General features: G+C 69.5%; 16 protein-coding genes and 1 tRNA gene. 10 read left to right on the forward strand and 7 right to left on the reverse strand.

Features of this window, described 5'->3' with window-relative positions; all coding sequences use genetic code 11:
- Nucleotides 1-70: 70 nt before the first annotated feature.
- Nucleotides 71-2,836 (reverse strand): pyruvate dehydrogenase (acetyl-transferring), homodimeric type, encoded by a 2,766-nt coding sequence (gene aceE / locus DFJ64_RS16975; RefSeq protein WP_115851334.1) that lies wholly within the window; start codon nucleotides 2,834-2,836, stop codon nucleotides 71-73.
- A gap of 468 nt (nucleotides 2,837-3,304) precedes the next feature.
- On the opposite strand from aceE, the gene DFJ64_RS16980 reads away from it, so the two are divergent.
- From DFJ64_RS16980 to DFJ64_RS16995, 4 genes are all read left to right on the forward strand, one after another.
- Nucleotides 3,305-3,718, forward strand: a complete 414-nt coding sequence (locus DFJ64_RS16980; RefSeq protein ID WP_115852189.1) for a secondary thiamine-phosphate synthase enzyme YjbQ — start codon at nucleotides 3,305-3,307, stop codon at nucleotides 3,716-3,718.
- 413 nt (nucleotides 3,719-4,131) lie between these two features.
- The gene (locus tag DFJ64_RS16985; protein WP_115852190.1) at nucleotides 4,132-4,566 is read left to right on the forward strand and encodes a DUF3052 domain-containing protein; all 435 of its coding nucleotides are present in this window, start codon (nucleotides 4,132-4,134) and stop codon (nucleotides 4,564-4,566) included.
- Between the two features lie 85 nt (nucleotides 4,567-4,651).
- A complete protein-coding gene (locus DFJ64_RS16990; RefSeq protein WP_245941191.1) occupies nucleotides 4,652-5,104 on the forward strand; it encodes a peroxiredoxin in 453 nt (150 codons plus the stop codon).
- 72 nt (nucleotides 5,105-5,176) lie between these two features.
- Nucleotides 5,177-5,248, forward strand: a tRNA-Val gene (locus DFJ64_RS16995).
- Between the two features lie 76 nt (nucleotides 5,249-5,324).
- Here DFJ64_RS16995 and DFJ64_RS17000 read toward each other — a convergent pair.
- Nucleotides 5,325-6,353, reverse strand: a complete 1,029-nt coding sequence (locus tag DFJ64_RS17000) for a Gfo/Idh/MocA family protein (RefSeq protein WP_115851336.1) — start codon at nucleotides 6,351-6,353, stop codon at nucleotides 5,325-5,327.
- Nucleotides 6,354-6,653: 300 nt separating this feature from the next.
- Here DFJ64_RS17000 and DFJ64_RS17005 point away from each other — a divergent pair, with 300 nt between their 5' ends.
- Entirely contained in the window at nucleotides 6,654-7,796 is a 1,143-nt protein-coding gene (locus DFJ64_RS17005) for a Gfo/Idh/MocA family protein (protein WP_115851337.1), read from the forward strand.
- A gap of 136 nt (nucleotides 7,797-7,932) precedes the next feature.
- Complete coding sequence (locus DFJ64_RS19565) at nucleotides 7,933-8,094, forward strand: hypothetical protein (protein WP_170152653.1); 162 nt, start codon at nucleotides 7,933-7,935, stop codon at nucleotides 8,092-8,094.
- Nucleotides 8,095-8,165: 71 nt separating this feature from the next.
- On the opposite strand, the gene DFJ64_RS17010 is transcribed toward DFJ64_RS19565, so the two are convergent.
- From DFJ64_RS17010 to DFJ64_RS17025, 4 genes are all read right to left on the reverse strand, one after another.
- The gene (locus DFJ64_RS17010; RefSeq protein WP_115851338.1) at nucleotides 8,166-9,533 is read right to left on the reverse strand and encodes a mannitol dehydrogenase family protein; all 1,368 of its coding nucleotides are present in this window, start codon (nucleotides 9,531-9,533) and stop codon (nucleotides 8,166-8,168) included.
- Nucleotides 9,530-10,948 carry a glucuronate isomerase gene (uxaC, locus tag DFJ64_RS17015; RefSeq protein WP_115851339.1) on the reverse strand — a complete coding sequence of 473 codons (1,419 nt, stop codon included), beginning with the start codon at nucleotides 10,946-10,948 and terminating at the stop codon, nucleotides 9,530-9,532. Before uxaC ends, DFJ64_RS17010 begins: the two co-directional genes overlap by 4 nt.
- A gap of 101 nt (nucleotides 10,949-11,049) precedes the next feature.
- Complete coding sequence (locus DFJ64_RS17020) at nucleotides 11,050-11,883, reverse strand: sugar phosphate isomerase/epimerase family protein (RefSeq protein WP_170152654.1); 834 nt, start codon at nucleotides 11,881-11,883, stop codon at nucleotides 11,050-11,052.
- Nucleotides 11,884-11,957: 74 nt separating this feature from the next.
- A complete protein-coding gene (locus DFJ64_RS17025; protein WP_245941192.1) occupies nucleotides 11,958-13,064 on the reverse strand; it encodes a LacI family DNA-binding transcriptional regulator in 1,107 nt (368 codons plus the stop codon).
- Between the two features lie 328 nt (nucleotides 13,065-13,392).
- Between DFJ64_RS17025 and DFJ64_RS17030 the strand changes: the two genes are divergently transcribed.
- From DFJ64_RS17030 to DFJ64_RS17040, 3 genes are all read left to right on the forward strand, one after another.
- The gene (locus DFJ64_RS17030) at nucleotides 13,393-14,220 is read left to right on the forward strand and encodes a sugar phosphate isomerase/epimerase family protein (RefSeq protein WP_115851341.1); all 828 of its coding nucleotides are present in this window, start codon (nucleotides 13,393-13,395) and stop codon (nucleotides 14,218-14,220) included.
- A 68-nt stretch (nucleotides 14,221-14,288) separates the two neighbouring features.
- Nucleotides 14,289-15,377: a Gfo/Idh/MocA family protein gene (locus DFJ64_RS17035; protein WP_115851342.1), complete on the forward strand. Its 1,089-nt coding sequence runs from the start codon at nucleotides 14,289-14,291 to the stop codon at nucleotides 15,375-15,377.
- A complete protein-coding gene (locus DFJ64_RS17040) occupies nucleotides 15,374-16,219 on the forward strand; it encodes a sugar phosphate isomerase/epimerase family protein (RefSeq protein WP_115851343.1) in 846 nt (281 codons plus the stop codon). The genes DFJ64_RS17035 and DFJ64_RS17040 overlap by 4 nt, the downstream gene beginning before the upstream one ends.
- Before the next feature lie 11 nt (nucleotides 16,220-16,230).
- Here the strand turns inward: DFJ64_RS17040 and DFJ64_RS17045 are convergent, their stop codons facing one another.
- Entirely contained in the window at nucleotides 16,231-16,581 is a 351-nt protein-coding gene (locus DFJ64_RS17045; RefSeq protein ID WP_115851344.1) for an alpha/beta fold hydrolase, read from the reverse strand.
- Between the two features lie 35 nt (nucleotides 16,582-16,616).
- Here DFJ64_RS17045 and DFJ64_RS17050 point away from each other — a divergent pair, with 35 nt between their 5' ends.
- The gene (locus tag DFJ64_RS17050) at nucleotides 16,617-17,948 is read left to right on the forward strand and encodes a lactate racemase domain-containing protein (RefSeq protein ID WP_115851345.1); all 1,332 of its coding nucleotides are present in this window, start codon (nucleotides 16,617-16,619) and stop codon (nucleotides 17,946-17,948) included.
- The last annotated feature ends 5 nt before the right edge of the window (nucleotides 17,949-17,953 follow it).

Consider the following 17,953-nt stretch of genomic DNA (forward strand, 5'->3'; position numbering starts at 1 on the left):
GAGCGCCCGGCGCTGGGCCGGGCGCTCCTTGCGTTCGCCGGAGGCGTGTCGCCTGCTGGCGGTGCCGTCGCTAGGCGTCCGCCCCCTCCTGGGCGATGTGTCGGACAGCGGTCGGGTCGTCGATGGCGTAGCGCTCGGCCGCTTCCTTCACCGTCGACGGCTTCACCTCGCCACGCCGTGCGAGTGCGGCCAGCGTGGCCACGACCACCGACTCGGCATCGACGTTGAAGAACCGTCGGGCGGCCGGGCGGGTGTCGGCGAAGCCGAAGCCGTCCGTCCCCAGCGAGACGAACTCACCGGGCACCCACTTGGCGATCTGGTCCGGAACCGCCCGCATCCAGTCACTGACCGCCACGAACGGGCCTGGGGCGCTCTCGAGCTTGGTCGAGACGTAGGGGATGCGCGCCGGGCCCTCGGGGTTCAGCAGGTTCCACTTCTCGCACTCGACCGCTTCGCGGCGCAGCTCGTTCCACGACGTGACCGACCAGACGTCGGCGGCGACGCCCCACTCGTCCGACAGCAGCCGCTGCGCCTCGAGCGCCGCCGACATCGCCACACCGGAGGCGAGCACCTGCGCACGTGGCGTGCGACGTTCGGTGGGGTGCGGGTACGGCGCGTACAGGTAGAGGCCACGCAACAGGCCTTCGACGTCGAGGTTCTCCGGCTCGGGCGGCTGGACCTGCGGCTCGTTGTAGACGGTGATGTAGTAGAAGACGTCCTCGCCGTGAGGGTGCTCCTCCGACGAGCCGTACATCCTCCGCAAGCCGTCCTTGACGATGTAGGAGATCTCGTAGGCGAAGGCCGGGTCGTACGCCACGCACGCCGGGTTGGCGGCCGCGAGGAGGTGCGAGTGCCCGTCAGCGTGCTGGAGCCCCTCGCCGGTCAGGGTGGTCCGGCCCGCGGTGGCGCCGATGAGGAAGCCGCGACCGAGCTGGTCAGCGAAGGCCCACATGAGGTCGCCGGTGCGCTGGAAGCCGAACATCGAGTAGAAGATGTAGACCGGGATCATCGGCTCGCCGTGAGTGGCGTAGGACGTCCCCGCGGCGATCACCGAGCCCATCGCGCCGGCTTCGCTGATGCCCTCGTGCAGAAGCTGGCCCTGGGGCGACTGCTTGTACGACAGCAGCAGCTTGCGGTCGACGCTCTCGTAGAGCTGGCCGTGCGGGTCGTAGATCTTCGCCGTCGGGAACATCGAGTCCATACCGAAGGTACGGAACTCGTCCGGCGCGATCGGCACGAACCGCGCGCCGATCTCCTTGTCGCGCATCAAGTCCTTGAGCAGGCGGACGAACGCCATGGTGGTGGCGACCTTCTGCTTGCCCGACCCCTTCCGCAACTCGCTGTAGACCGGGTCGCCAGGCAGCTTGAGCATCTTCGGGCGTACTCGACGCTCGGGTAGCGGGCCGCCGAGCGCACGCCGCCGCTCCAGCATGTACTGGATCTCTTCGGACTCCGGACCGGGGTGGTAGTAGGGCGGCAGGTCGTTCTCGTCGATCTCCTTGTCGGAGATCGGGAGGTACAGCCGGTCGCGGAACTTCTTGATGTCGTCCTTCGTGAGCTTCTTCATCTGGTGGGTCGCGTTACGACCCTCCAGCGCCTCGATCGTCCAGCCCTTGATGGTGTGGGCGAGGATGACCGTCGGCTGACCGACGTGCTCCGTCGCCGCCTTGAACGCCGCGTAGACCTTGCGGTAGTCGTGACCGCCACGCGACAGCCGCCGCAGCTGCTCGTCGGTCATGCCCTCGACCATGGCCCGCAGCCGAGGGTCGGTGCCGAAGAACTTCTCCCGGATGTAGGCACCCGACTCCACGGAGAAGGTCTGGAACTGCCCGTCCGGCGTGGTGTTCAGCTTGTTGACGAGGACGCCATCGACGTCCTGGGCGAGCAGCGGGTCCCAGTCCCTGCCCCAGATGACCTTGATCACGTTCCAGCCGGCGCCGCGGAAGATCGACTCCAGCTCCTGGATCACCTTGCCGTTGCCGCGGACCGGCCCGTCGAGCTGCTGCAGGTTGCAGTTGATGACGAACGTGAGGTTGTCCAGCTCCTCGCGGGCGGCGACGGCGATGGCGCCGAGCGACTCCGGCTCGCCCATCTCGCCGTCACCAAGGAACGCCCACACGCGCTGCTGCGAGGTGTCCTTGATGCCGCGGTTGTGCAGGTAGCGGTTGAACCGCGCCTGGTAGATGGCCTCGATCGCGCTGAGCCCCATCGACACCGTGGGGAACTCCCAGAAGTGGGGCATCAGGCGGGGGTGCGGATAGCTGGACAAGCCGTTCCCACGACCGTGCGACACCTCCTGCCGGAACGCGTCGAGGTGCTTCTCGGTCAGACGTCCCTCGAGGAAGGCACGGGCGTAGATGCCCGGGGAGGCGTGGCCTTGGAAGAACACCTGGTCGCCGCCGCCGGGATGATCCTTGCCACGGAAGAAGTGGTTGAAGCCGACCTCGTACAGGCTGGCGGCGGACTGGTACGTGGAGATGTGGCCGCCGACCTCCAGGCCCTTCCGGTTCGCTCGCGACACCATGATCGCGGCGTTCCACCGGATGTAGGCGCGGATCCGGCGCTCGATGTGCTCGTCGCCGGGGAACCAGGGCTCCTTCTCCGGCGGGATCGTGTTGATGTAGTCGGTACTCAGCAGGGAGGGCACGCCCACTTGATGCTCACGAGCGCGTTCCAGGAGCCGGAGCATGATGTAGCGGGCACGCTCCCGCCCGCGCTCGTCGAGCACGGCGTCAAGGGACTCGATCCATTCCCGGGTCTCGTCTGGATCGATGTCGGGGAGCTGAGTGGGAAGGCCACCGGTGATGATGGGCCTACGCGCTGCTCCAGAAGCCACGGCGATCCCTTTCTCGGGGGTGGGGGTGTGGTCCCCACGAGATGCTGCCTGTCTCGACCCCATACTCTCTCGCGACGTCGGTTGCAAGGTCTCCAGGTCCGGTCCACGTGTCCAGGTCGTCATGGCCGGTCCCGGTACGCGCCACGTCAGGCTGTCGGCTCCGCAGGTCAGCCCCGGTGCTCCCAGCCACGGGCGGTGGAGGACGGTGGGCGCGGACCGGTGATCGACGCGGGACCACCGTACGACCTCTGGCGAACTGGCCGGGACCGGGCGGACTATCCGGATCCGTGACCTGGTGTAGCAGTCCACCCTATGCCGTCGGCCTCACTGGGACCACAACGCACTAGTCTTCGCGGGGCCGGATGTGGTCGCCCGCTGCCGCCCGCCCGTCAGCCGCTGGGGACTCGAGCGAGCGGCCGAGGGTGACAGCCAGTCCGAGGGGTGAGCTGGAGGACGTTGGAGGAGGAGATGCGAAGCGAGGTCCTCACCATCGCGACCGGTGAGCGGGAGCGGGTCGTCGATGTGACCGACCAATGCGAGGCGTTCCTCGCCACGGTTGCCGAGGGCGCGGACGGTCTTCTCCACGTCTTCGTGCCGCACGCCACGGCCGGCTTGGCCTTGATCGAGACTGGTTCTGGGAGTGACGCGGACCTCCTGGACATCCTGCGTGACATCCTTCCGCCCGACGCCGGCTGGCGCCATCGACACGGCTCGCCTGGGCATGGCCGCGACCACGTGCTCCCTGCGTTCCTCAGCCCGTCCGTCACGCTTCCGGTGCTCGGGGGTCGCTTGGAGCTCGGTACGTGGCAACGGGTGTGTCTGGTCGACACGAACCGTGACAATCCGTACCGGAAGGTACGGCTGTCGTTCCTGTCGGGTTGACCTGGGTGAACCGGTCTCGCAGCGGCTGTCCCGGCGGAGCGCCCTCTGCGGCGAGGGCTCCGCGACACGATCGCCGCGACGCGCGCGTGCGACACTCCGTGGGCACTTGCCTTCGACGCGCTCGGCACGCTGAACTACGGGCCAGCAGATGGCGTGATCCAGCGGATGTGTGGGAGGACCAGGTCTGACCTGCGTTCCGCGAGGTCCGGGTGCCTCGACGGGCCGACGCGGCGGCGCGGGTGCGGAAGGATCGAGACGTCCGGGGTACCACATCTCCCGGGGGATCTCCCGGGGACGGGTACTCGGGACAGACGCGAGGAGCCGTCCTGGGCCGGAGGTGCCAGGCGGTGGCGGAGGGTCCAGACGGGACCGACGAGCACGAAAGCATGATGGGAGAACAGGAGGACGGCGTCGTGAGTGCGACCGCAGGCCAGGCCGAGGGCCAGTCCGGCGGGCCGGCAGAGCGGCTTGGTTTGCAGCCGGGCATGGTGGTGCAGGAGCTCGGCTGGGACGAGGACGTCGACGAGGACCTGCGCCGGTCGATCGAGGAACACACCGGGAACGAGCTGGTCGACGAGGACTACGACGACGTCGTCGACGCGGTCATCTTGTGGTGGCGCGAGGACGACGGTGACCTGGTGGATGCGCTCGTCGACACCAAGACCGACCTGACTGATGGTGGTGTGATCTGGCTGCTGACGCCGAAGGTCGGTCGCCCTGGCTACGTCGACGCCAGCGAGATCGGTGAGGCCGCGCCGACCGCCGGTCTGTCGACCACGACGACACTTTCGGTGGCGCCGGATTGGCTGGCGACGAAGTTGGTGACACCACGCGCCCGCCAGCGCTGACGTCGCGTGCGTCGACGCCGAGCGCGAGGGTGACTCCGCGACAGTGAGAGGCCGCAGGGACGTGTCCAGGGCCACGCCCGTGGGTGTGGGAGAGCAGGCGCCGGACTTCGTGCGCGCCGACCACCACGGAACGCAGGTACGCCTCCGGGACGTGTGGTCGGCCAGCACGGTCGTGTTGGTCTTCTATCCTTTCGCCTTCACTGGCGTCTGCACCGGAGAGCTGCGGGCTCTCGCGGGCGCGTTGCCGAGGTTCGAGGTGGCGGAGGCGCGCGTGCTGGCGGTCTCCTGTGACTCGATGTTCACTCTCCGCGCCTTCGCCGATCAAGAGGGGCTGGCGTTCCCGCTCGTGAGCGACTTCTGGCCGCATGGGGAGGTGGCTCGGTCCTACGGTGTCTTCGACGAGGAGCGGGGCTGCGCCCGTCGCGGCACCTTCGTCATCGACCGGTCAGGCGTCGTGCGGTGGAGTGTCGTCAACGACATTTTCGACGCCCGTGATGTCGACGACTACCTCGAGGCGGTGGAGCGGCTGCGCACGTGAGACGTGGGTACCGGTAGCCTGTCGCCTCAGCTCCTGCGGAAGCCCTGCTGGTTTGGGAGGGCTTGGAGGTCCGGGGCCGTAGCTCAGTGGTAGAGCATCGCGTTTACACCGCGAGTGTCGGCGGTTCGATCCCGTCCGGCCCCACAACTCTCTCGCCTAGCCGGACGCCGCTCCGGGGACCACGTCAGCTGTGGGTTGTGAGGCATGGCTCGCGACCCGGTTAGGCGGGTAGTCGGGCCGGCTCCACAGGCTTGCCCACGGCGCAGGAGCGGTAGAACGCCTCGCAGATGGCGAGGTTCTCCCAGGCGTCCTCGACGCTCGCCAACGGCTCGCCCTCGCCCCGCACCGTTGCGATCACGTCGTCCACGCTGGAGGGGTGGCTCGGCGGAGCCGCCACCTGGACCCAGCCGCCGTAGTCGGGGTCGGTGATGGCGAGCTTGCCCGTGAGGGTGTCGTGGTAGAGCGCCCCGTCGCTGCCCTGCAGCGTCGTCGTCTGCCGTGACCCACCAGCCGGCGCCGTCCAGGTGTCCTCGACCGTGGCGACGAGTCCGGAGTCGAACTCGATCGTGGCGTGGCCGTAGTCCTCGACGCCGAGCGAGTGGCGCAGGTTACCGCTGACTCCGAAGACCTTGGTGACCCTGGCGCCGGTGAGCCAGCGCAGCAGGTCGATGTGGTAGATGCTGTGGTCGATCCAGCCGCCGCCGGGCGCCCGCTCGGGGTCGACCCACCAGCCCGGGTCGTCGGCGTCCGGCCAGGCGCGTGGAAGCCCGCTGAGGGTCTGGAAGTTCGCGGTGAGGATCCGACCGAACCGTCCTTCGTCGAGCCAGCGGCGCACCTGCTGAGCGAACGCCGAGGCGCGTGGACGCGACTCGCCAGGCAGGAACCGGACACCAGCACGGCGGACGGCGGTCAGGATCTGGGTCGCCTCGTCGAGCGTGCGTGCCATCGGCTTGATCGAGACGATGTGCTTGCCGTTCTCAGCCGCGGTCACGCAGACGGCGGGGTTCTTCTCACAGCTGCCGAAGGCCGCGATCGCCTGGACTCGCGGATCCTCGAGGAGCTCCTTCTCGGTGGCGATGGGGGCGTTGAGGCCTGTCCTGGCGAGGACGTCCATCGCTCGGTTCCGGTCGGCGTCGGCGATCCCGACGACCTCGATCTCGGGGTGCTCGGCGAAAGCTCGCGCGAGAGGCAGGGCGGTGTACCAGTGATCGAAGCCGATCATCGCGACTCGGACGGGCGTCGAGCCCATGGGGGCCTCCTTGTGTCGTGGCCGTACGCCCGCGGTGGTGTGGGCGTCCTTGTGCGTCGTCTGTCCGGACAAGCGCGAGGGCGGGCTGGATCGCCGCCGACGATCGTCGACCGTATCTGGCAGGGACGTTAACAATTACGTCGGAGCGTGACAAGGTTGCACCAGCCGCACCAGACGGGACGAGAGGTCACCGGGTCGCGGGTGCCCCGGGGACGAGGTGACCGGCCCCCGGGCCGGATCGCGAGGCCTGGGTCACACGTCGGATCACGAGAGTGGAGAGCCGAGAGTGGAGAGCAAGGCATGACAGCGCAGGCCACCGCGGAGAGCGAAGCGCCGCTACGGATCGGCATCTTGGGCGCGGGCATGATCGCGACGACGTCGTACGGCGTCCTTCCCAACCTGCACTGGATACGAGACAAGGCGACGGTCGTGGCGATCGCGGACCCGGTGAGCGAACGGGCGAAGGAGGCGGCGCAGGAGTTCGACATCCCCGAGGTCTACGACTCCCTGGACGCCATGCTCGAGCGAGCGGACATCCAGGCCGTGGTCAACCTGACGCCCATCGGGGTGCACGGCCAGACCTGTCGCCGCATCCTCGAGGCGGGCAAGCACCTGGCGACTGAGAAGCCGATCGCGACGTCGATGGAGGACGCCGACGCGATCGTCGAAACCGCTGCCGCACGCGGGCTGACGGTCGTCTGCGCTCCCCCCGACGCGCTGTTCCCCGCCTACCAAGAGGCTCGGCGTCTGATCGACGAGGGCACGATCGGCAAGGTGGCGTTCGCTCGGGTCCGAAGCTCGCACGCTGGTCCCGGTGGTAGCGCGTGGGGATGGCCCACCGACCCGTCCTGGTTCTACCAGCGAGGGTCGGGTCCGCTGCTGGACATGGGCGTCTACGGCATCCACGAGATCACCGCGCTGCTCGGCCCGGCCCGGCGAGTCGTGGCGTTCTCGGGCATCACCGAGCCGACCCGCGTCGTCCGAGGCGGTCCGTTCGCGGGCACGGTGATGGAGGTCACCGCCGACGACAACACGTTGTTCATGTTGGACTTCGGCGGCGCCACGTTCGCGGTGGTGGACGGGACCTTCAACGTGCACGCGGCGAAGAGCCCCAAGATCGAGATCTTCGGGCGGAAGGGCACGCTCAACATTCGCGACGGTCACACTGGTGGCGAGGCGCCGCTCGAGGTGTACCGCACCGACGTCTTGCCTGGTGTCGACGGATGGGTCGTCCCAGAGGTGTGGCCCACGCTGCGCGGGCAGCAGGAGTGGCTGGACAAGCTGAAGCGCGCTGTCTTGGTCGACCACCTCGTCGACTGCGTACGGTCGAACCGGCAGCCCGTGCTGAGTGCGCACCATGCCCGCCACGCGCTGGAGATCATGTTGAAGGTCGCGGAGTCAGCGCGCACGGGGCGCGCGCTCGACCTCACGACGACCTTCTGAGCGCCGCCACTCGTCTCACGAGCCGGGTGAGCGCGCGGCCGAGACGGACAGGACTCCGCCGCGTCGCCGCGACGAGCACGCGTCCGCCGGAGGCGAGGGCCGCCAGCGGCGGCCGCACGGAAGACTGCGGCAGGCGATGACGACCGGGTCGCGCGACGCCACGGTCAGCCTGGCCAGCGGCATGTGGCTGGTGCGGTCGTGGAACGACGAAGGGCGAGGACGTCACTTCCAGCTCCTGGCTGTCTTGAGACACTGCGACGGCATCGCCGGGAACCAGGGCAACACCAGCGGAAGGTAGCTGGGATATTACCTTTCGTGACGGGTGTTGTACGCCGAAGTGACAACTCGCCCTTCGTCGTCCCTCCGCCTTCAGGCTCCGAGCTCTCGCGCCGTCTCCGTGACGGCGTGCACGAGCTCGACGTCCTCTCCGAGATTGGCGTCCAGTGCGAGCAGCACCCGACGCACCGCGGTGGGCAGACTCGTGTCCACGGCCGCGGTGAGCTCACTGGCTCGTGGGTCCCGCACCGCCGTCCCCTCCCGGAGATGACGGATCCAACCGGAGAGCGCCCGGATCCCACCCTCAGGAAGGAGCCCGTTCGCCCGTTCGCGCGCCACGACCGGCACCACGCGAATCGGCAGCTTCTGTGAGCCGTCCATCGCGATCTGGTTGAGCGCGTGCCGGATGCGGGGGTTGGCGAAGCGTTCCATGAGCTCGGCGCGGTAGCGAGCGACGTCGGCGGCGTCCAAGGGCAAGTGCCGCGTCGCCTCGTCCCACCATGCCTCGACCCAGCCTCGACAGACCGGATCGGCCACGGCCTCCGCCACCGTGCTGTGTCCACGCGCCGGCGCGGCGTACGCCAGGAGGGAGTGGGCTCCGTTGAGCAACCACAGCTTGCGCTGCTCGAACGGCTTCACATCGGTGACGAGGCGTGCCCCCGCGCGCTCCCAGTCGGGGCGGCCAGCTGGGAAGTCGCCCGCCAACACCCACTCGCTGAACGGCTCGGTCACCACGGGCGCGGCGTCGGCGTAGCCGGTCAGCTCCGCGACCACTGCCCTGTCGTCGTCCGTCGTCGCCGGTGTGATCCGGTCGATCGTCGTCGACACGAACGACACCGAGCTCGCGATCCAGTCCGCGAGGTCGCGGTCGACGGCGGCGGCGAAGTCGGTGACCACACGCGCCACCGTCGGCCCGTTGTCGACCAGGTTGTCGCAGGGGACGACGGCGAGGGGCCCCGCGTCGGCGGCCCGGCGCGCCACGAGCCCACTCACGATGCGGCCTGGGGCTGTGGTGACGTGAGGGTCGCCCGCCCGCAGCCGAGCGACGTCCGCGGCGACGTCCGGGTCGTCCAGGTCGAGCCCGCCGTCCGCCGCTCGGCGGTATCCCGCTTCCGTCACGGTCAGGGTGAGGACACCGACGTCGGGGGAGGCGAGGGTGGCCCGCCACGTCCCGGCGTCCGCGCCGTCGTGCGCACCGACGAGGCACGTGACGAGCTCGGTCCGGTCGCCGCCAGCGTCGCGCACCAGGACGTGGTAGAGGCCGTCCTGGTTCCGCAAGGGGATGGCGGCGTCCGGTCGTCGACCGGTGAACGCGGCGATCCCGGTCGGCTGGTCCGATTCCGCGTTGGCGGCCTGCGTGTACCACGCCTGGTGCGCCCGAAAGAACGCACCGAGTCCGAGGTGGGCGGCGCGGATCGGAGCGGGATCGGCGGCGACCGCCGCTCGCGTCAACGGCTTCATGACGCGATCCTGAAGGTCGAGGCGGGCAGGTGGTAGGCGAGGTCACGAGCGGTCTCGATGGCCTCGTCCTCAGGCAGTCGGTGCTCCGCGACGAGTCGCGCCAGGAAGGCGCAGTCCAGACGGCGGGCCATGTCGTGACGCGCCGGGATCGAGCAGTACGCCCGGGTGTCGTCGACGAAGCCGGCGGTCTTGTGGAATCCCACGGTGTCGGTCACCGCCGCGCGGAAGCGCAGGATCGCGTCCGGCGTGTCGATGAACCACCACGGCGCCCCGACGAAGACCGAGGGGTAGAAGCCCGCCAACGGTGCGATCTCGCGCGAGAAGACGTCCTCGTCGGTGGTGAACAGCACGATCCGGAAGTTGGGGTGGGTGCCGTACCGCTCCAGCAGCGGGCGCAGCGCCCGGGTGTACTCCGCGGCGGTCGGGATGTCGCACCCCACGTCCGGACCGAACCGTTCGTACGTCGCCGTGTGGTGGTTCCGAAGGACCGCGGGGTGGAGCTGCATGACCAGGCCGTCGTCGCACGCCATCCGCGCCATCTCGGTGAGCATGTGGCGGCGGAACGCCGTCGCCTCCTCAGGTGTCGCGGTTCCCTTCAACGCGGCGGCGAAGATGCGGCTCGCCTCGGAGGGCGTGAGCGGCTCGCTCCCGGCGTCGGGTGCCCCATGGTCCGAGGCGGTCGCGCCATGGGCCTTGAAGTACGCGCGGCGCTTCTCCAACGCCTCGATGTAGCCCGCATACGACGTGGTGTCCACGTCGCTCACCGCACCCAGTCGCTCGATGGCTCGGGGCCAGTCTGGCCGGGTGGGATCCACGTAGGCGTCAGGTCGGAAGGTCGGGATGACGCGACCCTTCCAGGTGGGATCCTCGGCGAGCGCCTTGTGGTCGGCGAGGTCCGAGGCCGGGTCGTCCGTGGTCGCCAGCACCTCGATGCCGAACCGCTCGTACAGCGCGCGTGGCCGGAACTCCGGCCGGGCGAGGCGTTCGGACAACTCGTCGAACAACCTGTCGGCGTTCTCAGCGCTCGGACGGAGTCGGATGCCGAACACCTCGACGAGCTCGCTCTCAAGCCAGTAGCGCGACGGGGTGCCGCGGAACGCCCACCAGTGCTCGCACAGGGTGCGCCAGATCTCGCGAGGCTCGACGGGGGTGACGGGATTTCCGGGCGGGACCCCCAACCGGTCCAGGGGAACACCGTGAGCATGCAGGAGACGGGTGACGTAGTGGTCGGGGACCACGAAGAGGCTCGCCGGATCGGGGAAGGGTTCGTCCCGGGCCAAGATGCCGGGGTCGACGTGGCCATGAGGCGAAATGATCGGCAGCCGGGCCACCGCGTCGTACAGCCGACGGGCGATCGACCGCTGCCGTGGGTCGGTCGGCAGCAATCGGTCGGGGTGCAGCTCGATCTCGCTCATTGCTCTCCTGTCGTGCGTGTCCTCGGTCTCGCGGTGACGTGACCGGCGTGACGGCCGGGTGAGATGCCGCCACCGCGAGTCGTCAGGTCTCGGTCTCGCTGTCAGCTGGCCGGTCGGTTGAGAAGCGGCCGGAGGTAGTCCGCGAACTGTGGGATGGCCACCTCAGGCTCCTCGATCTCGGGGTGCCAGGCCTTCTCCCACTCGAAGCTCACATAGCCCTGGTAGTCGACGCGTCGGAGCAGGTCGACGACCTCGCCGAGCGGCACGGCGCCCTGTCCGGCCAGCCGGGGCTGGAACGAGGTGGGGGAGAGGTTGTCCGCGTCCTTGAGGTGGACGTGCCGGATACGCGGCCCCAACCCGCGCCACGTCTCCTCGAACGACTCGCCAGTGCGGTAGGAGTGCAGGACGTCCCACAGGATGCCGAGGTCATCGCTCGACGCGTACGAGAAGAGCTCACGGATCTGCGCCGCGGTGCAGAAGCTGTCGTGGGTTTCGAGCACCGCCGTGACGCCTTCGGAGGCAGCGATGGCGGCCGCCTCGGCGAGACCTTCGGCGATTCGCCGGGTCGTCTCTTCGCGTTCCGGCGAGGCTTCCGGGACGGCGCCACCGAAGAGCCGGATGTACGGCGCGCCCAGCTCGGCGGCGATCCGCGCGTACGTCTTGGTCTGCTCCAGCTGCGTGGTCCGCTCCGCCGGATCCGGTGAGGTGAACCGCACGCTGGTGTCGACACAGGACACCGCGACGCCATGGCGTTCGAACAGCTCGCGGGTGCGGCGGATACCCGACGGGCTGAACTCCTCCAGCGTCTCCAAGGCGACCTGACCGCGCAGGAACCGCAGCTCGACCCCGTCGTAGCCGTGCCTCGTGGCGGTCGAGATCACCTGGTCGAGGGTGTACTGGGGGCAGCCCAGAGTGCTGAAGCTGAGCTTGATCACGTGCTCCTCCGCGAGGTGCTTGGATCGGATCGGGTCGCTGTGCTGGCCGACTGCTGGACGCGGCTCTCGGCAGGTCAGGACGTGGCGGTGACCTGGGTCGGCTCGTTCCTCCTCTCATCTCGACGTCGTACGGGTGCGGGACCAGTCGAGTCGCGGACGGTCAGCGTGGCCGGGAGGACCACGTCGCGGTGCCGCCCGCCGGACGGGCCGGAGTCGAGTCTGCGGAGCAGGAGGTCGACTGCGGCTCGTCCAGCCCGCTCGATGGGCGCCGCGAGGGTGGTCAGGGGAGGGTCGCAGAAGTCGGCGCCGAAGATGTCGTCACACCCGAGCACGCTGACCTCGCCCGGAACGGAGACGCCCAGCTCCCGCAGCCGGCGGAGGACACCGATCGCCAGCAAGTCGTTGAACGCCACCACCGCGGTCACGCCCTCGGCCAGCACGGCGTCGGCGGCGGCGACACCACCGTCGACCGTCGGAGGCAGCGGGCCGAGTCGCACGACGTCCAAGTCTCCCCGGCGGGCGACGGACTGCAGGGCTCGCCAGCGTCGGGCGTCCGACCACGACGCGCGCGGGCCCGACAGGTAGGCGAATCGCGTGTGTCCGAGGGAGGCCAGGTGCTCGACGGCTCGCTTGGTGGCGGGCGCCGAGTCGATGAGGACGCTCGGCACGGGAGGCACGCGTCGGTTGACGACGACGAGGGGAACGGCGCTGTCGGCCTCCCGCAACCGCGCGTCCGACAGCCGGGAGGAGGCGAGGACGAAACCGTCGACCGCACGGGTCAGCCGGTCGAGGGCGGTCAGCTCCGTCTCGTCGCACTCGTCGCTGTCGGCGAGGACGATGGTGTAACCGGCCGCGGCGGCCGCGCGCTGGGCGCCACGGATCAGCCCGAGGAAGAACGGGTTGGTGATGTCCGGGACGAGCAGGCCGAGCATGCGCGTCTGACCCGATGGGAGAGCGCGGGCGAGGGGATGCGGGCGGTATCCCATCTCCGCCGCGGTGGCCAGGATGCGTTCCCGCGTCGCCGCGTTGACGCGCTCGGGATGGCTGAAGGCCCGCGACACCGTGGAGGCGGCGACCGCGCAGCGCGCGGCGACGTCGTGGATGGTCGGAGCGCGCGCGGGACGACCCTCGCGGGCACGCCTCGCGGACCGGTTGGCGCGGTCCGGCTCCTGCGCGGCCACTCCGTGAGCCCTCCCTTCGTTCGATGTCCGGGTGCGTTGAGACCCGGCGTGCGTCAACCCGGTGTGCCCGTGCCTCGACGCGTCGTGGCGGCGGCAGCCGGTGTCGGACGCCTCAGTGTCGTCCCCTTGACAACCTTTGGCAACCGGTTGCCATAGTGGCCAGCACCGGATCTGTGCCTCTGGCACGCGAGCTGGCTGGCCGGTCGAGCCGGCTGGGGTGGCCAGTGGCGATCCGTCGGCCAGGTGAACCAACGTGACGACACAGCCGAGAGGCGGTGACCGAACCCGGTCGCCGGCAGCGCGAGCAGATGAGGAGCCGAGCACCCCGATGTGGACCCTCTCCGGATTCGCTGACGAGATCGACCCCGATCCCCACATCCAGTTCCAGACGTTGAACGAGCTCGGCATCCGGTACGTCGAGTTCCGCAGCGCGTGGGGCACCAACGTTCTCGACCTCAGCGATGAGCAGATCGCCGAGATCAAGCGTCTCCTCGCGCGCTACGGCATCAGCGTCTCGGCTGTCGGCTCGCCGATCGGGAAGGTCGGTATCCACGACGACTTCGACGAGCACCTCGCACGCTTCGACCGAGCGCTGTGGGTCGCCCGGGAGCTGAGCGCGCCGTACATCCGGCTCTTCTCGTTCTGGATCCCCGAGGGAGACGACCCGGCCAAGCACCGCGATGAGGTGCTGCGTCGCATGTCGGCATTGGCCGAGCGAGCCCGGGGTCACGACGTCGTCCTCGCGCACGAGAACGAGCGGAAGATCTACGGCGACATCCCGTCCCGCTGCCTCGACATCGTCGAGTCGGTTGGCTCCGACAACCTTCGGCTGGTGTGGGACGCCGCGAACTTCGTGCTGTGTGACGTGGCTCCGTTCACCGACGGGTACGCCAGCCTCCGTCCCTACATCGAGTACCTCCAGATCAAGGACGCGGTCGCGGCGGACGGGCGCATCGTCCCAGCGGGCGAGGGCGACGGTGAGATCCCGGAGACCATCCGCGCCTTGCGTGACGACGGCTTCGACGGCTTCTTCTCGATGGAGCCCCACCTGGCGACCGCGGGACACGCCGGCGGCTTCTCCGGCCCTGAGCTGTTCGCCAAGGCGACGCGAGCGTTCACCGGTTTGTTGGAAGCCGAGGGCATCTCCTACCAGTAGGGCGAGCCAGGAGTGTCGGTCCGCCAGGAGGCCGCTGGACCACCGAGTACGCAACAGAAGGGGCAACGATGCGATTCGCAGTGATCGGGGCTGGTGTGATCGGCCGCCTCCACGCGCAGACGATCCAGTCCTTCAAGCCGCGAGCCGAGGTCGCTGTGGTGGTCGACACCGTCGCTGAGCGAGCTCAGAGCGTCGCGCGCGAGGTGGGAGCCGAGGCGACCACCTCGCTGGCCGAGGCGCTGGCCCGCTCCGACGTGGACGCGGTGACCATCGGCACGCCGAGCGGTCTGCACGCCGACGCCGCTGTCGCGGCGATCGAGGCGGGCAAGCACGTCATCATCGAGAAGCCGATCGACATCCGACTCGACGCGGCGCGTCGCATCCTCGAGGCCGAGAAGCGGTCTGACCGCACGGTCATGGTGGTGAGCCAGCACCGGCACGACCCGGCGAGCCTGATCATCCACGACGCGGTCAAGAACGGGAAGTTCGGCAAGCTCACCTCGGGCAACGCGATCATCTCGTGGTGGCGGAGCCAGAGCTACTACGACTCCGGCGACTGGCGGGGTACCTGGGCGCTCGACGGCGGCGGCGCGCTGATGAACCAGGGCATCCACACCATCGACCTGTTCACCTGGTTCCTGGGCGAGCCGCTCGAGGTCTACGCCTGGACCGGTTGCCTGGCGCACGAGCGGATCGAGGTCGAGGACACCGCGGTGGCCACGGTTCGCTTCGCCAACGGCGCGCTCGGGGTGATCCACGGCACCACGGCCGCCTACCCCGGCATCGCCACACGCGTTCAGGTGCACGGGGACCGCGGCTCGGCGATCATCGACCGCAACAAGCTCGTCTACTACCACGCGGCCAAGGACAGCGGCGAGGACTACCCGTACGGCGCCGGCCCGGAGGCGAACCAGGCGGCGGAGGTGCTCGCCGAATACGGCTACAGCGAACCCTCCGAGGAGGCCAAGCCAACGGTCGCCGGCCTGACCGCCACCTCGCACACCACCCAGTTCCAGGACTTCCTCGACGCGGTCGAGCAGGGACGCCCGCCGCTGGTGACCGCCGAGGAGGCGACCCGGACCCTCGCGGTCATCCGGGGCATCTACGAGTCGGCCCGTCTGCAGAGGCCGGTGTCCATCAAGGAGCTGACCTCATGAAGTTCGCCGTGTTCACCGCCAGCCTGCCGGAGTGGACACCGGAGGAGGCGGTCAGCAAGCTCGCCGAGCAGGGCTGGGACGGGATCGAGTGGCGGGTGGTGGACCAACCGCCCGCGCCTGGCGGCGTCGCCAGCTTCTGGCAGGGCAACAGGTGCACCTGGCCGCTGTCCACCTTCGAGCAGGACGTCCCTCGCATCAGGGAGCTCACCGGGAAGGCCGGCCTCGGCATGCCGTCGCTGGGCGCCTACGCCAGCTCCGACCAGCTCGAGGATGTCGAGCGACTCATGCGGGGCGCGGCGGCGCTGGGTGTGCCGCAGATGCGGGTCACGGTCGGCAAGCCAGGTCCGGAGGGGTACCGCGCCGCCTTCGAACGACGCCGTCGGGAGTACCGAGAGGTGGCGAAGCTCGCGCGCCACTACGGCGTGAAGGCGCTCATCGAGCTGCACCACCAGTCGCTGATCTCGAGCGCCTCGGCGGCGGCGCGGTTCGTCGAAGGTCTCGACCCCGACTGCGTGGGCGTGATCCACGACATCGGCAACATGCTGCACGAGGGGTACGAGTACGACCCGTGGAGCCTCGAGATCCTCGGTGAGTACCTCGCCCACGTCCACGTGAAGAACGCCGCGCCGGTCCCCCAGCGGGTCGAGGGTGCCAACCGCACGGACTGGACGTGGCGGTGGGCACCGTTGCGGCACGGTGTGGCGAACCTGCCGCGACTGTTCGAGCACCTCAAGAAGATCGGCTACGACGGCTGGGTATCCGTCGAGGACTTCAGCACCGAGGTCCCGTTGGAGGAGCGCGTACGTGACAACCTCGCGTACCTGAGGGAGATCGCCGGCTGACCCGGCGAGACTCACGATCGCGCGCGAAGGTCACGCACCGCGGAGACGAACGCGTCCGGTCGCTCCAGGACGAGGAAATGACCGGCACCTCGCTCGATACGCAGCTCCGCGTGCGGTAACGCTGCCGTCAGCTCACGGGCGTCCGACACCGACGTCTGGCGGTCGTGGTCGCCCACGAGCACGATCACCGGTATGTCGATCGTGCTGAGCGTCGGCGAGAGGTGGAAGTCGAGGACCGAGATCGGTGCAGTGCGCTTCGCGATCGACGGTGCCGAGGCGATCGTCCGGCGTGCCTCCTCGAGATGTCGGGCGTTGCGTCGGGTCCGATGAGCGAGCGGACGAAGCGGCGGCGGAACCCCCATGACCGCGGGCGAGAACGCGTCGGCACACTGTCGGCATGGGGAGTGCCGTGACAGGTGCTGGGCTCGACGCCGGCCAGGTCGGCGGGCCCGGTGTCGAGCTGTCGTCAGAGGAGGCGCGGCGGTTCGTCCGAGAACGCCTGCGCTCGGTGCCGCTGGAGGGACGCAGCCTCTGCGTCGTCGTGCCGGACTCCACGCGATCCTGTCCGCTTCCCCTCCTGCTACGGGGCGTCCACGAGGCGGTGCACGGCCGCGTCAGCAGACTCACCGTGCTCATCGCGCTCGGCACCCATCCGCCGATGAGCGACGCCCAGCTCGCGACGCACCTCGGGTACGCCGAGAGCGGGCTCGCGGCGACGTACCCGGGCACCAGCGTCGTCAATCACGAGTGGTGGGACCCCGACGCCCTGGTCGAGGTGGGTGTGATCCCCGCGGCGGAGGTGGCCGAGCTGTCCGGCGGACGTCTGACCGAGTCCGTCGTCGTGCGGGTCAACCGACACGTCGTGGAGCACGACGTCGTCCTCGTGGTCGGGCCGGTCTTCCCCCACGAGGTGGTCGGGTTCTCCGGCGGCAACAAGTACTTCTTCCCCGGTGTGGCGGGTCGGGAGGTCATCGACACGTCCCACTGGCTCGGCGCGCTCATCGGGAGTGCCCGGATCATCGGGACGCTGGGGGTCACGCCGGTGCGGGCCCTGATCGACCGTGCCGCCAGCCTCATTCCCTCCGAGCGGCTGTGTCTGGCCGCCGTCGTGGCGTCGGGGACGGCGACGCTGCACGCGCTGACGTTCGGCACCCCCGAGGAGGCCTGGGCCCGCGCGGCGGAGGTCTCCGCCCGGACCCACGTCCGATACCTCGACCGCCCCGTCCGGCGGGTGCTGTCGCTGGTCTCGGAGCGCTACGACGAGCTGTGGACCGCCGCGAAGGGCATGTACAAGGTCGAGCCGGTCGTCGCCGACGGCGGCGAGGTCGTCCTCTACGCCCCGCACGTGCGTGAGGTCAGCCGCACCCACGGCGCGGCCATCGAGAAGGTCGGCTACCACTGCCAGGAGTACTTCACCGGTCAGTGGGAGAGGTTCCGCGACGTCCCCCGATCGGTCCTCGCGCACTCGTCACACCTGCGCGGAGCCGGCAGCTATGACCCGGAGCACGGAGAGCGCTGCCGGATCACGGTGACTCTCGCGACCGGCCTGGACGAGGCGACGACCCGAGCGTTGGGGCTTGAGTACCGCGACCCCGCGAGCATCGACGTCGACGAGTGGGCGGGCGACCCAGACACCCTCGTCGTGCCGGACGCGGGCGAGGTCCTGTTCCGGCTCGGCGGTCCCACGGTCGGGGCGTCCTCCGCACACGTCGCCCCGTCGGCACGCTAGCCTGA

The organism is Thermasporomyces composti, from assembly GCF_003386795.1.
Classification (GTDB): Bacteria; Actinomycetota; Actinomycetes; order Propionibacteriales; family Actinopolymorphaceae; genus Thermasporomyces; species Thermasporomyces composti.

Coding starts and splice junctions, on each gene's coding strand:
- DFJ64_RS16980 (WP_115852189.1), top strand. CDS start 3,305: ATGCGAAGCGAGGTCCTCACCATCGCGACCGGTGAGCGGGAGCGGGTC.
- DFJ64_RS17000 (WP_115851336.1), bottom strand. CDS start 6,353: ATGGGCTCGACGCCCGTCCGAGTCGCGATGATCGGCTTCGATCACTGG.
- DFJ64_RS17005 (WP_115851337.1), top strand. CDS start 6,654: ATGACAGCGCAGGCCACCGCGGAGAGCGAAGCGCCGCTACGGATCGGC.
- DFJ64_RS19565 (WP_170152653.1), top strand. CDS start 7,933: ATGACGACCGGGTCGCGCGACGCCACGGTCAGCCTGGCCAGCGGCATG.
- DFJ64_RS17010 (WP_115851338.1), bottom strand. CDS start 9,533: ATGAAGCCGTTGACGCGAGCGGCGGTCGCCGCCGATCCCGCTCCGATC.
- uxaC (WP_115851339.1), bottom strand. CDS start 10,948: ATGAGCGAGATCGAGCTGCACCCCGACCGATTGCTGCCGACCGACCCA.
- DFJ64_RS17030 (WP_115851341.1), top strand. CDS start 13,393: ATGTGGACCCTCTCCGGATTCGCTGACGAGATCGACCCCGATCCCCAC.
- DFJ64_RS17035 (WP_115851342.1), top strand. CDS start 14,289: ATGCGATTCGCAGTGATCGGGGCTGGTGTGATCGGCCGCCTCCACGCG.
- DFJ64_RS17040 (WP_115851343.1), top strand. CDS start 15,374: ATGAAGTTCGCCGTGTTCACCGCCAGCCTGCCGGAGTGGACACCGGAG.
- DFJ64_RS17045 (WP_115851344.1), bottom strand. CDS start 16,581: ATGGGGGTTCCGCCGCCGCTTCGTCCGCTCGCTCATCGGACCCGACGC.
- DFJ64_RS17050 (WP_115851345.1), top strand. CDS start 16,617: ATGGGGAGTGCCGTGACAGGTGCTGGGCTCGACGCCGGCCAGGTCGGC.